Annotated in this window: 15 protein-coding genes; 7 read left to right on the top strand and 8 right to left on the bottom strand. The window is 36.4% G+C overall.

All coding sequences use genetic code 11. The annotated features are described in order from the left end of the window. Positions 1-88: 88 nt before the first annotated feature. From BLT30_RS05960 to BLT30_RS05985, 6 genes are all read right to left on the bottom strand, one after another. Positions 89-2,626 carry a YfhO family protein gene (locus BLT30_RS05960; protein WP_089872301.1) on the bottom strand — a complete coding sequence of 846 codons (2,538 nt, stop codon included), beginning with the start codon at positions 2,624-2,626 and terminating at the stop codon, positions 89-91. A 101-nt stretch (positions 2,627-2,727) separates the two neighbouring features. Further along, a complete protein-coding gene (locus tag BLT30_RS05965) occupies positions 2,728-2,955 on the bottom strand; it encodes a hypothetical protein (RefSeq protein WP_089872303.1) in 228 nt (75 codons plus the stop codon). Between the two features lie 12 nt (positions 2,956-2,967). Continuing rightward, entirely contained in the window at positions 2,968-4,011 is a 1,044-nt protein-coding gene (locus BLT30_RS05970) for a DUF6263 family protein (RefSeq protein WP_089872305.1), read from the bottom strand. 56 nt (positions 4,012-4,067) lie between these two features. Next, positions 4,068-4,820, bottom strand: a complete 753-nt coding sequence (rlmB, locus tag BLT30_RS05975) for a 23S rRNA (guanosine(2251)-2'-O)-methyltransferase RlmB (RefSeq protein WP_089872307.1) — start codon at positions 4,818-4,820, stop codon at positions 4,068-4,070. 249 nt (positions 4,821-5,069) lie between these two features. Next, positions 5,070-5,462 (bottom strand): hypothetical protein, encoded by a 393-nt coding sequence (locus tag BLT30_RS05980; protein ID WP_089872309.1) that lies wholly within the window; start codon positions 5,460-5,462, stop codon positions 5,070-5,072. A 44-nt stretch (positions 5,463-5,506) separates the two neighbouring features. Then, on the bottom strand, positions 5,507-5,986 hold the full coding sequence (locus tag BLT30_RS05985; RefSeq protein ID WP_027382647.1) for a DinB family protein: 480 nt from the start codon (positions 5,984-5,986) through the stop codon (positions 5,507-5,509). A gap of 221 nt (positions 5,987-6,207) precedes the next feature. Between BLT30_RS05985 and BLT30_RS05990 the strand changes: the two genes are divergently transcribed. From BLT30_RS05990 to BLT30_RS06010, 5 genes are all read left to right on the top strand, one after another. Then, on the top strand, positions 6,208-7,212 hold the full coding sequence (locus tag BLT30_RS05990) for an AAA family ATPase (RefSeq protein WP_089872311.1): 1,005 nt from the start codon (positions 6,208-6,210) through the stop codon (positions 7,210-7,212). A 100-nt stretch (positions 7,213-7,312) separates the two neighbouring features. After that, positions 7,313-8,173, top strand: coding sequence for a DUF58 domain-containing protein (locus BLT30_RS05995; protein WP_089872313.1), 861 nt, complete (start codon positions 7,313-7,315; stop codon positions 8,171-8,173). Between the two features lie 58 nt (positions 8,174-8,231). After that, entirely contained in the window at positions 8,232-9,188 is a 957-nt protein-coding gene (locus tag BLT30_RS06000; RefSeq protein ID WP_089872315.1) for a BatD family protein, read from the top strand. A gap of 78 nt (positions 9,189-9,266) precedes the next feature. Beyond that, positions 9,267-10,211: a VWA domain-containing protein gene (locus BLT30_RS06005; RefSeq protein ID WP_245707121.1), complete on the top strand. Its 945-nt coding sequence runs from the start codon at positions 9,267-9,269 to the stop codon at positions 10,209-10,211. A gap of 4 nt (positions 10,212-10,215) precedes the next feature. Next, positions 10,216-11,223 carry a VWA domain-containing protein gene (locus BLT30_RS06010; RefSeq protein WP_089872319.1) on the top strand — a complete coding sequence of 336 codons (1,008 nt, stop codon included), beginning with the start codon at positions 10,216-10,218 and terminating at the stop codon, positions 11,221-11,223. Positions 11,224-11,485: 262 nt separating this feature from the next. Here BLT30_RS06010 and BLT30_RS06015 read toward each other — a convergent pair whose 3' ends face one another. Continuing rightward, a complete protein-coding gene (locus BLT30_RS06015) occupies positions 11,486-11,920 on the bottom strand; it encodes a type I restriction enzyme HsdR N-terminal domain-containing protein (RefSeq protein WP_089872322.1) in 435 nt (144 codons plus the stop codon). Positions 11,921-11,928: 8 nt separating this feature from the next. Between BLT30_RS06015 and holA the strand changes: the two genes are divergently transcribed. Together holA and trxB are read left to right on the top strand one after the other, a co-directional pair. Then, positions 11,929-12,966, top strand: coding sequence for a DNA polymerase III subunit delta (gene holA / locus BLT30_RS06020; protein WP_089872324.1), 1,038 nt, complete (start codon positions 11,929-11,931; stop codon positions 12,964-12,966). 258 nt (positions 12,967-13,224) lie between these two features. Continuing rightward, positions 13,225-14,193 (top strand): thioredoxin-disulfide reductase, encoded by a 969-nt coding sequence (gene trxB, locus BLT30_RS06025; RefSeq protein ID WP_089872937.1) that lies wholly within the window; start codon positions 13,225-13,227, stop codon positions 14,191-14,193. A gap of 117 nt (positions 14,194-14,310) precedes the next feature. Here trxB and BLT30_RS06030 read toward each other — a convergent pair whose 3' ends face one another. After that, the gene (locus BLT30_RS06030) at positions 14,311-15,165 is read right to left on the bottom strand and encodes a YoaK family protein (protein WP_089872326.1); all 855 of its coding nucleotides are present in this window, start codon (positions 15,163-15,165) and stop codon (positions 14,311-14,313) included. Positions 15,166-15,177 lie beyond the last annotated feature (12 nt).

A 15,177-nucleotide genomic window follows, 5' to 3' on the forward strand; every position in this document is an offset into this window, starting at 1 on the left:
AACCAAGATTTAAAATTTTTGCTTATTTGAGAAGGTTTTTAAATTTTAAAATACTTATAATCAGTTGTTTAAATTTATAAATTAGTATTTATGCTTTTGCAACTTTAGATTTCCTAGAATTCCTAAAAAGAAAATAACCGCCAACCAAACTCAACAAAACGAACAATCCAAAACTTATCAAAGAGAATAATTTTCCTTTTTCGATAACAGCGGGTTCAAATTTCATTTCAATTTTATGCTTTCCTGCTGGAACATAAAGCGCTCTCAAAAGATAATCTGCTTTGATATAATCTACTTTTGAACCATCTAAATAAACATTCCAACCATGAGGGTAATAGATTTCTGAAAATACAGCCAATTGAGGCGTTTTGGAAGATGAATCAAATGATAATTCGTTAGGTTGATAAGTTTTCAATGCCAAATAAGCTGTTGAATCTTTTACCAGATTTTTCCCATTGAAATAAGTTTTGTCATCTTTAGAAATTACGGCAATTTTCTTTGTGTCAACATTCCCTGTTTCATTCAGTTCCTCATTTGGATTATTTACAAATTTTATATCAGAAACAAACCATGCATTTCCATTAGCTTCAGGATTGGGCGTGATTTCCGGTTTTTGCTGGTCGCCAACTAAGAAATATTTGGTGTTCAGCATATTCAGGATCCTAACCGTTTTTACCTGATCGGTTGTTGAAAAATATTTGTTGATTAAATCATCATAACGTCTCAATTTCACAGCGTGATAACCACCGATTGATGATTTGAAATAAGATGTATTTGTCTCGCTGAAAGTCGATAGGATATTATTAAAGATCCTGTAATGGTCTTTGTCTTTTTCAACAATCGTTTGAAGCGCTTTATTAACTTCGGTCTGTTGAAGAAGGCTTTGAACAAAAGAATCGTTTCCGGCTTTGCTCATCAGATATTCCGAATTTTCGGTCTGAAAAGGATAATCGGCAAAAGTTTTATCAACGAAATTATCATCATTCAGATAACGTCTGTTAACCGTCCAAAGGTCAAATAAACTTACAACACCGATAATCAGTAAAACAATATTAATATTCAGTTTTTTCTTCAATCCTAAAAATAAAACGACAGCTGTAATAAAAACATAGATAATCGCTTTGAGTGCGTCAGTTTGAAACATCGAAGCTCTTTCATCCACCAAATAATCCAATAAAAATGGAGGAAGATAAGTTTTCTCATTGGCTGTATAGAAACCCAAAATTCCTTTTCCAAAAAGCGTCAGGATCAATGTGATTCCTAAAACCGTTCCTGAAACATAAAACAAAATTTTCTTTTTATATTCTTCGGTCAGATTTTCATCGGTAAAGAATTTATATAATCCAAGAATCGCGATAAGAGGAAATAAAAACTCGACAACCACCAAAATAGAAGACGGTGCACGGAATTTATTATACATCGGAACATAATCGATAAAGAAATCTGTAAGAACAGCGAAATTGCTTCCCCAAGCTAAAAAGATGGTCAAAATCGAAGCGCCTAAAATCCAATATCTGTATCTTTTTCCGGCAAAGAAAAATCCTAAAACTGCCAAGAAACAAACGACTGCGCCTTGATAAGCTGGTCCAGATGTGCTCGGTTGGTCGCCCCAATAGGTTAGACTTCCAAAACCTTTCATCATCATTTCATATTCCTGTTGAGATTTGATGTTTTCCTGAGCCAATTCTTGCACGTGTTCCATCATTTTATCTGAACCTGGTTCCTGACTTCCACCTCCCATTAATCTCGGAATGAATAAGTTAAGGGTTTCCAGTTTTCCGTAGCTCCACATTGTGATGCTTTCTTTGTCCATTCCTGATTTTCCTGCAGTATGAGAACTGGTGTTCAGGATTTGTTTTCCACGTACGGTTTCTTTCACATATTCGGCATTAGCCATAATTCTTTGAGAATTCATTCCAACACCAATGATTACTGCTAATCCCACAATTCCGGAGGAAATTAGGAAATGTTTCCATTCGATTTTTCCTTTGATGGCTCTTATTAGTTCAGATAAAAATAAAAATCCTAAGCCAAGAAACAGATAATAAGTCATTTGTGGATGGTTCGCACAAATCTGCAAACCTGCAAAAAGGGCAGTGGTGATAAACCCGAGAATATATTTTTTTCTAAAATAAACGAGTATAATTCCTGCTACAAGTGGTGCGAAATAAGCAATCGTATGAACTTTTCCGTTATGCCCAGCGGCAATAATGATGTAGAAATAAGTTGATAATCCGAAGAATGTTGCGCCTAACAATGCGTATTTCCAGTTACGAACCGCAACCATTCCCAAAAAGAAAAACCCGGCAAACAATAAGAATAAATAATTCGCAGGTTTTGGAAGGAACAAAAACAAATCATCTATTTTTTTGATGACATCGCCACGGAACTGGGCTCCGGTTTGGTAAGTCGGCATTCCGCCAAACATTGCGTCACTCCAATATGTCTCATTCTCGTTATTTGCACGATATTGCAAAAGTTCTTCTGCTCCGCCCTTGTAGAAAACGATATCGTGTTGCATCAAACGTTTTCCGGAGATTACCGGATTTGCATATAAAACCGCCAGCAAAACGAAAATCACCAGACTGGCGATTACGAATAGGATATTTTTCTTGTTTTTGAACATATAAAATGTCTTTTTAATTTTAAATTCCAAATTTAATATTAAAAAACCTTTCAGACTTCATAATCTGAAAGGTTTTGTATTTATTTTAATTAAAATCTAAACTAATGTTTTTTCTCTTCCTTTACTTCCTCATAATCCACCGTTTCTGCATCCCATTTTACCTTTTGGTTAGGCATCTTTTTAGAATTTGTCTGCTCGCTCTGTTGTTGGTTCTTAGGATTAAGAGCTGGGAAGTTTTTATAAAACGCATTGAAAAACAATCGTTTCAAAATATTCCAAACAAAGAATATGATGATGGTTGCTAATATGAATTCGAAAATGTACTTCATTTCCTAATTTTTTTATTTATAAGAAGGATTAATAATAATAGATGTTGTGGAGTTTTTGGTCATACTTTGCGTCTGTTTCCCGTCTGACAAAGTTTCCTTCTGGTTTGTTTTTACAGAAAGGTTTTGATTAAGCAACCATCCCGTATTTTCATCGATGATGATTTTTCCGCTTTCAGAACCGCCCATTGTCATGCTGTGTGTCATTCCGTTTTGGCTTTGTTTGTCAGATTTGGAAGGGATCACGCCGGTTACACTGATCTCCGCTTTGCCATCTTCAACTTTTACCAAAGTGAATGTCAAAGTCTGCTTAAGTTTTCCGCTTGGGTCTATATCCTCAGATGTGGTCCATTTTTCTCCTATTTTAGCACCCTTTGTCGGAATTAACTTAAGATTTTTACTTAATTGTTCCTTCATCATTTCCTCATTGAAGCCAGCTTTAAAGCTTTCTACAAAAGCATCCTGTTGTTTGGTGTCTTTTACAGTTCCGGCAATCGATTTTCTTAAATTGTTCTGAACCGCTTCAAAGCCTGTAATGGATCTGATATTTCCGTAAACGTCCATTTTTACATTCAGCTTGTTGCCGGCTAAGCCTTTGCTCACGATGTAATCCATTTTCAGGTTTTCTTCTTTCGGAGCGGCTTTTTTAGTGTCGATGGAAACCGTTTTTCCGTTAGCTGTTGTTGACATTCTTTTTCCAACCATATTTAACGTCAAATCGTAGATGTTATCTTTGAAATCGTTAACGGTTACGGTCATTTCATCTGTTGTTTCGCTGGTTCCGGACACTGTTTTCCCGTCTGGTGAGGTCAGTTGCTGGATTTCTCTCTGATAAGAGACCAAAGGATAAGTTGTCCCTTTTTCCAGAATGAATTTCTGCTTATAAATTCCACTGCTGTCAGCAATAGCTTTTGGTTTTGCGGCTTCTTCCGGAGAAACTTCTACGGTTACTGTTTCCGTTTTCCCTGTTTTCGGGTCAACTCTTGTAATAGTTTTGGTTTCCTTTTTACAAGCTACTAAAGTTATTGCGATTAGCGTAAGCGCTGTTATTTTTTTCATAAATGATATTTGATAAATGAATAAAGCTAAATTGATTGATCTCTAATTATTCATTTTTAATTATTAATTATCTTCTGTCTCACGGCCTCATAAAGAATTGCGCCACACGCTACAGAGACGTTAAGGGATTGAGTTTTACCTTCAATCGGAAGTTTTATTTTTTCATCTGAATGATGAAGCACTTCTTTGGAAATTCCCGTTTCCTCATTTCCCATCACAATAGCGCACGGTTCTGTGAAGTCTGCATCGTATATCAATTTCTGCGCCTTTTCTGTCGCCGAGAAAACTTTTATCCCACTTTGCTGAAGAAAATCAACGGAATGGGCAAGGTTTTTTTCTTTACAGATCTTGATGTTATAAATGGCGCCAGCCGAAGTTTTAATCGCATCCGAGTTGATTGGTGCGCCACCTTTTTCCGGAATCAGGATTGCATCGATTCCCACACATTCTGCAGTTCTACAAATCGCTCCGAAGTTTCTGACATCGGTCAATCTGTCAAGAATCAGGATGAAAGGCGTTTTTCCTTCCTCGAAAAGTTGGGGCAAAACATCTTCTATTTTATAAAATGGAACATCAGAAATAAAGGCAACCACACCTTGGTGGTTTTTTCTCGTAAAACGATTGAGTTTTTCTACGGGAACGTAGTTTGGACGCAGATTATGTTTTGCAAGAAGTTGTTTCAGTTCGATATAGATTTCGCCCTGCAAAGCATTTTGAACAAAAATTTTGTCAATAGTTTTTCCAGCTTCTAAGGCTTCTAATACTGGTCTAAGTCCGAAGATGAAATCGTCTTTTTTCTGTTCGTTCATTTATAAAAATTTGTTTTGCAAAAGTAAGGTTTTTGAGATTAGTTTTATCTTAAGGAAATTGTAAAGTTTTTTAAACAAAATAGAAGAAAAATGTAAACACTTAAGTTGGCAGAAAGAATTTTTGAAATAGTTCACATTAGAACAATTAAGCTTAGAAAGTCAAAGATTTTCATTTTTCTAAATTGAACTTATTTTATTGATTTATAACTTAACTTTAAAGTGGCTTAAGTGTTAAAAAATAATTTCATTTTAATCCAATACAAAAACCAGAAACTCATCAGTTTTAAATTTCAAATCACCGGTTTTTCTTAGATCTTCGAATAATGGAGTAGGGAAAGTCTCGTCAAACTGTTTCGTTTTATAGAGTTTTCCTTTTAGTGTTAATGGGATTTTCTTGATCAATTTATCTGTCGTAACCGGAATTTTGAATTTTCTTTTTTCCGGGTCTTTGGAATCGACATAGAAACAATGATCGATCAATTCCGTTTTATCGACGTACTTTTTGTAATCTGATGTCTTTATGAAATTTGGTAAGTTGGTATCTGACCAGGTCAGATAAAAAACCTCGATTTCCTGAGTTTTACTGATTGGCTGATAATATTTGAACCTTTCATTCTCAGACTTCGAAAATGATAAGATCATTAAAATTAAAATCGGAAAAATAAATCGAAAATTCATTTTATCATTTATAAACTGCTCAATCCTTCTCCAATCAAAGCTCTCTTCTGAGCAAGGATATAACCGTAATGGATACTCTCGTGCATATTGTTGAAAATAATAGCATCTTGGATATTCTTCAAATCGATTCCAAAACTTGTGGAATAAGGCGTGTAATCCGGGAAAAAGTCATTGTCAAAATCTTTCATCAGAATCTTTGAAGTTTCAATCAGAAGATAAGCTAGATCCTCCATTTCAGATTGCTTCACATCCACATTGGCAAAAGTTCCCTTCTTGTAAGTTTCCACCCAATATTTATCGATCCTGAACTGGTTTCCGCTTAGATAATAGCAAAGCAATTGTTGCTGAGCAATACAATGCGCGATATTCCAGTAGATATTATTATTGAATCCGTCAGGAATTGTAAGCAAGTCCTTTTCGGATGTATTTTGTAAAATATTCAGCAGGTTTTTTCTGACCTGTCTGTGATTGGCAAAATGATAATTCATTTTAAAATTTGAATTTGAATTTATAAATGTAAGAAAAAGAGCCAAAATAAAAGAATAATCGTTGGAGAGATTATTGAAAAGGCTTCGAGAGCCTCAGCCTGACAACCATCGACTATCAACCAAAAACTACTTTAACAAATATTTAACGCAAGATTAGCAATTATTGTGTTTGCTGTTGCGGGTTTTTATATGAAATTTACCAATTATTTTTAATATTTACTATGTCAGAATTGAATCAAGCAGAAGATATCAGACAACTTACAGAGAAAGTAAAAGAACAGAATTACTTTTTTTCCATATTAAAACAAGAAATCAACCGCGCTATTATCGGTCAGGAATATATGATTGACCGCCTTTTGATAGGACTTCTGGGAAATGGTCACGTCCTTTTGGAAGGTGTTCCGGGTTTAGCAAAGACTTTAGCGATCAAAACTTTGGCAGAAGCTGTTCACGGACAGTTTTCAAGAATCCAGTTTACACCGGATCTGTTGCCTGCAGATGTTGTGGGAACAATGATCTATAATGTAAAAGACAATGATTTCTCTATAAAAAAAGGTCCTGTATTTGCGAACTTCGTTTTGGCAGATGAGATCAATAGAGCACCTGCGAAAGTTCAGTCTGCTTTGCTTGAAGTAATGCAGGAAAAACAAGTGACCATTGGTGACGAAACAATGCCTTTGCCAAAACCTTTCCTTGTGTTGGCAACCCAAAACCCGATCGACCAGGAAGGAACTTACCTTTTACCTGAAGCACAGACTGACCGTTTTATGCTGAAATGTAAAATCGATTATCCTGATTTTGAGGATGAAAGAAAGGTAATGAGAATGGTTTCTACGCAAGATATTCCACAGATCAGACAGGTTGTGAATCTTGAACAAATTGTTGAGGCAAAAAGACTCATCAATCAGATCTATCTGGACGAGAAAATCGAAAAATATATTCTGGATATGGTTTTCGCAACGCGTTATCCTGAAAAATATGGATTATCTGACCTTAAAAATTATATCAGTTTCGGAGCATCGCCAAGAGCAAGTATCAATCTAGCGATTGCCTCCAGAGCTTATGCATTCATCAAAGGAAGGGCTTTCGTAATTCCGGAAGACGTGAAGGAGATTGCAAAAGATGTTTTGAGACACAGGATCGGATTAAGTTTCGAAGCGGAAGCTGAGGAAGTGACTCAGGACGAAATCGTAAATAGAATTCTTAGTAAGGTCCAAGCGCCTTAAACAAATAGGTTTATCAGTTGATAGTGGTCAGTTGTCGAATTGTTATATATTAGGAAAAGAGATGATTTGAAAACTATCAACCGATAACCGTCAAAAGATTATGCAGATAAAAGATATCGTCAAAAAAGTAAAGCAGATAGAGATCCGTACTCGAAAGAAAACGGAAGCATCGCTTATGGGACAATATCACAGTGCTTTCAAAGGTCAGGGAATGACATTTTCGGAAGTGCGGCAATACCAATTTGGAGACGATACCAGACGAATCGACTGGAACAAAACAGCACGCTTCCGTGAACCATTCGTAAAAGTAATGGAAGAGGAGCGGGAGCTGACGATGATGCTGGTTGTAGATGTTTCTGCATCTATGGATTACGGTACCAAAACCCAATTAAAAAGAGAATACGTTGCAGAAATTTGCGCTTCTCTTGGATTTTCTGCTGCCGGAAATAATGATAAAGTCGGATTGATTCTTTATGCAGACAAAGTTCTGAAAGTCGTTCCGCCACAAAAAGGAAGAAAGCACGTTTTGTCGATCATCAGTAATATCCTGACTGCGGATTATGTTCCGGCAAAATCTAATATTGATACGGCTTTTAATTATATGATGAGTGTTTTCAAAAGAAAATCCCTGGTTTTTGTTTTTTCTGATTTCGAAGACGAATTTGACCAGAAAATACTGAATGTAACGGCAAGAAAGCATCAGGTTTTGGGACTTCGTGTTTTTGATGAAAAGGATATGGAAATTCCTGATATCGGGTACGCACTCTTTCGTGATGCGGAAACCGGAAAACAAGTCTGGGCCAATACTTCCAGCGCAAGATGGCGTTATGAATTTGCTGAACAGCAAAAGCAGAAAATGAGACACACCAAGGAAGAGTTTGAGAATTCTTCTGCCCATTTTTTAGATATCAAAACTTCTGATGATTACAGCAAATTTTTGTATCAATATTTCAGGAAATAAATAAAAGAGACAAGAACAAAGAAAAAAGAGTCAAGACTTTCAACTGACAATTAAATCAATGCCTTACAGATTATTCAAAATATTCCTTTCATTTTTCATTATCATTTCGACTTTTGGATTTGGTCAGACCTTGACATCAAGTCTTGATAAAACGACTTTGGCTTTGGGCGAAGTGGCGGTTTTTAAAATTCAGATTTTGGATTTGGCTGGCAAAGATGTTCAGATTGCACCAAGAAATGAATTGTTGCCCTTTCACTTCGAAATGGTCAATGACAGTATTGCGGTTCAGAAAGATATCTATTTGCGTTCGGTGAAGTTTGCAGTTTTCCAGGAAGGTAAATTTACAATTCCTGAAATCGAAATTAAAGTCGGTGATGAGATCCTAAAAACCATTCCATACGAGGTAGAAGTCATTAACACAGCCAAAAAGGGTGACCAGATCAATGACATTATGAAGAACAAAGAAGTGGAACTGAATGTCCAGGATTATTGGGATTTGTATAAGTTTTACGTTCTGGTCGCATTGATGATCATTGCAATTGTTGTTCTAATAATCGGAATTATAAAATATGGAAAAAAACGCAAATCCAGTCCGATCGTTACGACCAATCAGACTTTAAAAGACTTAGAAAAATTAAGAAAGAAAAATTATATCGAGAATGAGAATTTCCGTGCTTTCTATATTGAATTGATCGATATTACAAGGACTTTTATCACAAAACAATATCAGATTCCGGCAGATGTTTTGCTGACGGATGATTTGATTGATCATATGAAAAATACGAACGCCATTTCCCAGGAGAATGAAAAGGTTGTGGAAGATATATTCCTGCGTGGTGACCTTGTGAAATTTGCAAAAACGATTCCTACAAAAGAACTAATGGCTAAAGATTTTACAGAGATCAGAGATTTTGTAAAACGTTCTACGAAAGATGTAGAAGCTGAGAATCTTCGGAATGTTTCTGTTGCAGAACTCTCAGAGGCTGACAAATCTAAAATTAGAAAACTTAAATAAAATCATTTATCAATCATCATTTATAATTAATCCGTGAATTTCGAGTTTTATAGTCCGTGGTTTTTACTGCTTTTTATTTTGTTCGTTCCATTATTGATATTGGATTCGGGCAAGAAAAAGAGTAGGGGAATTGCTGTACCTTCGGTGAAGAACATGCAACCGAGCGGAAACATTTCGCTGGTAATGATTTTTCTAAAGATTTCGAAATATTTTATTCTTTCGGCTTTGATCATTGCTTTGGCAAGACCTAGAACTTATACAATTTCTCAAGACAGAGACGAATCCAAAGGAATTGATATCATGCTTTCCGTGGACGTTTCCTTGAGTATGATGGCAAAAGACCTTGATCCGGACAGATTGGAAGCGTTGAAAAAGATCGCGATTGATTTCGTCAACAAAAGAGAAAATGACAGAATTGGATTGGTTGCATATTCGGGAGAAGCTTATACCAAAGTTCCTTTGACAACCGACCATCAAGTTGTTATTGATGAATTAAATCAATTAAATCCATTAGAATTACAACCTGGGACCGCAATTGGCGAAGGTCTTTCTGTTGCTGTCAACCACTTGAAAAAAAGTAAAGCCAAAAGTAAAATTATCATTCTGATGACCGATGGCGTGAACACAGTTCTGAATGCAATGCCTCCACAGATCGCTGCAGAATTAGCAAAAAATAATAGTATCAAAGTTTATACAGTTGGGATTGGAAGCAATGGTTTTGCCGCTTTCCCGACAGGAACTAATATCTTTGGAGACATTGTTTTCACAGAACAGAAAACCGAAATCGATGAAAATACATTGATGGATATTGCTCAATTGACCGGCGGAAAATATTTCCGGGCAACTTCCAACAGCAGCCTTCAGAATGTTTACGATGAGATTAATCAATTGGAAAAATCTGAAGTGAAAACTTCAAAACTGTATAATTATGAAGAGTATTTCAGGATTTTTCTTTGGGTTGCCTTAGGATTTTTATTGCTGGATGCATTGTTGAGATGGGTAATTTTTAAAATTTTGAATTAAACTGATGAATTGGTATTTAGGAAATTACTGGTATCTTTTTTTACTTCTTTTGTTACCTGCCATTGGTTACTTCATTATCCATTATGTCCGTTGGAAAAACCGAAAAAGAGACCTTTTTGCAGAAGGCAGATTTCAGGAAGTGTTGTTTGAGAAAACATCTTGGTTTGCCAAATTGTTTCCAATTTTATACTTACTTGGATTTTTATTCTTGATATTTTCGATTATAGACCTTTTGGGAGGAAAAGAAGAGATCAGTGTACAACAAAATGTGAGCAGTACGATTTTCGTTCTGGACGTCTCCAACTCGATGAATGCACAGGATATCCAGCCAAGCCGATTGGAAGAAGCTAAGAATATTATCGTTAATTCTTTACAAAAACTGACCAACGATAGAGTAGGGATCATCGTTTTTGCCGGAGATGCTTATTCTGTGATGCCTTTATCGAGCGATTATTCTGCCGCTGAAACTTATCTTTCCGGAATCGAAACAAGCGTTATTCAAAACCAGGGAACCGATTTTCTGAAACCGATTCAAATCGCTGTTCAGAAATTTAAAAATATTACAAAAGGTTCCCGAAATATTGTATTAATAAGTGACGGAGAGGATAACGAAGGTCACGAGGACGAAGCAATTGATCTGGCGAAAAAAGAAGGGATCAGGGTGACAACAATTGGTGTGGGAACAGAAGAAGGAGCTCCAATTCCAGAATATTATTTTGGACAATTGATGGGCTACAAATCCGATATGTATGGCGAAACAGTTGTTTCTAAATTGCAGACCAAAGCACTTAAAAATATTGCTAATTCAACTGGAGGCAATTATCTGGACGGAAATAATTTGGATAACGCCATTAATAATCTCATCAGTGAACTTCACAAATCCTCAAGTTCCACCAAGACTACGATAAGCTCCCAATCAGCGGTTCATTATTACCAATACTTTTTGGCGGTTTCAGTTCTGTTTTTCTTTTTGATCTACCTTTTCAATCCGAAGAAGGATTTTAATTTGTAGAAATATTTTTAGTGAATTTCTTTTGACAGCTTACTATGTTCTTTTGACTGTTTACTTAACACCTTTGATTGTCTACCCAACATCTTTGATTGTTTACTAAAGACCTTTGATAATCTACTTTGTTCCTTTGATTTGTTACTTAATATCTTTGATGATCTACTTTAGACCTTTGATTGCCAACTTAGCACCTTTGTTCATAATTTCAAACTAAGCGAAGTCGAAGTATCAAATCTGCAAAATTTCCAAAATCAACGAGAGATCCTCACACCTTAGAATTTAAAAACAGATATTTTCCGTCTTTGTAATCGGCGAAAATATGATGCAAACCATTACTGATGATGATTTGTTCCGCACCAATTAAGCTGTTGTAACGTGCAATTTGCTCAAAGTGGATTTCTTTCAAAACAATATTCGGAGCTTTGAGTTCTAGTAATATTTTCGGTTTTGTTTTTTCGGTGATGAGAAGGTCGATTCTTTTTGTAGTTCCATTCAGTTCCAGTTTTTTTTCAAGGATTAAAGAAGACAGATTTTTCTTTTTCACAAACCGATAATAATGAAGCCAATGCTGTCTTACCCACTCTTCCGGAGTCAGTACAAGCCAGCTTTTCCTTACCAAATCATAGATAAAAAATGTATCTTTGTCTTGTTTGATTTGGAAATCGAACTCATTTTCAAAATTTAGCTTCGGAACCTGCATACTTTAAGATGAAAGAAATAGATATTATCCTCAAAAATATTAAAAATAAAGAACTATTACCGGTTTATTTTTTTCAAGGCGATGAGGCTTTTTATATTGATTTGGCTGTCAAGCATTTTGAACAGGATGTTTTGGAGGAGGACGAGAAAGCTTTCAACCAAACCATTGCTTACGGTCGCGATACCGGTTATCTTGAGATCCTTTCTCTGGCAAGACAATATCCGATGATGGGTGACAAACAGCTCATCATTGTAAAAGAAGCCCAGGATATGAAACTGAATGATGAAGAGTCCAAAGCTTTGGAAGCTTATTTGGAAAATCCTGTTCCTTCAACCATTTTAGTCATTGCCCACAAACATAAAAAGCTGGATGCCAGAAAAAAAGTAGCAAAAACTTTAGCCAAATCCGGAATGCTTTTCACGAGTGAGAAGATGAAAGATTATCAGCTTCCGACCTGGATCCAAGGGGAAATGTCTGTAATGGGGATCAAATCTGCGCCGAACATCAGTCATCTTTTGGCGGAATATCTCGGAAACGACCTTTCCAGAATTGCCAATGAACTGAACAAGCTTAAAATCGTTCTCAAAGACGGTGCTGTCCTGGACGGAAAAATCATTGAGGAACACATCGGGATCAGTAAGGATTTCAACATTTTCGAACTTCAGAAAGCTTTGGCGACGAAAGACCAGGCAAAAGCCTTCAGTATTGCTTATTATATGGGAAAGAATAAAAAATCCAATCCTGTTCAGATGGCTTTTGGCGCTTTGTATAATTTCTTTTCCAACATCATTATTTACCATACTTTGAGTGGACGATCTCCGCAAACCATCGCTTCAACAATGGGTGTTAATCCTTACGCCATCAAGGATTATTCGGAAGCAGCAAGATTTTATCCTTTGAAACATGCGACCAGGGTTATTTCTGTTCTTCGCGAAATGGATTTGAAATCGAAAGGTCTTGGCGTAAGACAAATGGAAGACGAGGAAATCTACAAAGAACTGGTTTACAAAATCATAAAAATCGACGAACTGAAAGTTTCGGTTTAAAAATTCCCCTCAGTGGAGGGGTGGCAAAAATTTTAAAGAAATTTTTGCCGGGGTGGTTTATCGTTAAAGAGACTAATGACTTTTTACAATCATTCATCATTCATATATTTTACATTGATGTTTTAGATAGGTTTTGAATAATTAATTCCCGAAATTTGCTTTCGCTTTTTCACACAAAGGATTATATTTGAAAATTCCAATTTTAAATTGGAAAGACAGATAACTTATTCCTTAAAAATAAATAATTTAATAATAAAAATGGAAAACAATATCTTAGATTGTGTCATTATAGGTTCTGGACCAGCTGGTTTTACAGCCGCAATTTACGCAGCAAGAGCAAGCCTGAAGCCGGAACTTTTCACAGGATTGGAACCAGGTGGACAATTAACAACAACTACGGAAGTAGAAAATTTCCCGGGTTATCCGGACGGAATCACGGGACCGGAAATGATGCTTCATTTACAAAAACAGGCGGAACGTTTCGAGACAAAAGTTCATTATGAAATGATCTCCAAAGTTGAGTTTTCCAAAGTAAGAGGCGGAATTCACAAATTGAGCACAGGTTCTCGTGAGATCCTTGCTAAAAGTGTGATCATTTCTACTGGTGCTGCAGCAAAATATTTGGGATTACCGGATGAGAAAAAATATGCAGGCGGAGGCGTTTCGGCTTGTGCGACATGTGATGGATTTTTCTACAGAGGAAAGGACGTCATTGTTGTGGGAGCAGGAGATACGGCTGCCGAAGAAGCCACTTATCTTTCTAAGATTTGTAATAAAGTGACCTTGTTGGTAAGAAAAGACCATTTCCGTGCTTCAAAAGTAATGGTTGACAGAGTTCTGAGTACTTCCAACATCGAAGTGAAGTACAATCACGAACTAATCGGAATAGAAGGTGAAAACTCTTTGGTTGAAAGAGCTAAGGTTGTCAATAATCTGACAGATGAGATTTCTACAATAGATGTTCACGGGATTTTCATCGCCATCGGTCACAAACCAAATACTGGTCTTTTCAAAGGACAGATCGACCTTGATGAAAACGAATACATCATCACAGAAGGAAAATCGGCAAGAACCAATCTTCCAGGTGTTTTCGCAGCGGGAGATGTTCAGGACCACCATTACAGACAAGCGATTACGGCTGCCGGAAGCGGTTGTATGGCAGCAATGGATGCGGAAAAATATCTTGGCGAACTGGCCGGAGAAAACCACACCTGGGTGGAGCAGTAAAGACCAATTCTATATAATAAAATCAAAATACACCGAGACTTTTTCCCGGTGTATTTTTTTAAGAACTATTACAAAAAACTAATATATATGAAGTGTTTCTATTGATCATTTAATCTTCTAATCCTCATTGAATGCTAATTTTGTATTGGTTCTAGGATTGGAATGACTTGTGGTCCTTTTTTCGTCCTTGTTATGGATCTTGTAATATAAGAACGCAATAAAAGTTGGCTTGTGATAGATCTTGTAATATCGGTATTCCGTTTGGAAATGTCTGATATTTATCTTGTAAAAATCATAACCGATCACAACTAGAAGACAGACGCTGATCACATAGAACACCCGGAACTCCAGATTGTAATAGGTTAATCCAGAAAATACAGCACCTAGAACATAAGCAAACATAATACTCATCAATAGTTTTGCTCTGGCAATCAATTCTGGGTTTTTCCTGAATTTTTTCTGGGTAAACATAGAGAACAGGATTCCCAGATCTGTTGTTGTTCCCGTAAGGTGGGTCGTTTTTACGGAGAAGTTCGAGATACTTGCTGTCAATCCGTTTTGCAAGCCTGTTGCGAACAACATCAGCGCTACCAAGGTCTCGGTTTCCCCTAAAGTTTTTTGATAATAAAACTGCCCATAGATTCCTACTGCTAAAAGACAAAGTATTTCCAGTATGATCGGGAATGCGTGTGCAAAATATTTACTTTTCTTATTGAAATTGATGACACTTAGATTGGCCACAAAACCTCCGAAAAAGAATAAGAAGATCCACGAAGCTACGACTGCGACCTGAGTCCAGTTTCCCTGGCTGATCTCTGCTGCGAATATCGCATAATGTCCTGTTACGTTGGATGTAAAAGAGAGAAATATCAATAGAGATGCTATATTTATAGTCCCTGCTGTGAAAGCAGTCAGCGTCCCCAGTCTGATGTTGTCTCCCAACGTTCTGCTGTTACTATAATTTCTTAACATTTTACTTTATTT

The organism is Epilithonimonas hungarica, from assembly GCF_900102265.1.
Lineage (GTDB): Bacteria > Bacteroidota > Bacteroidia > Flavobacteriales > Weeksellaceae > Epilithonimonas > Epilithonimonas hungarica.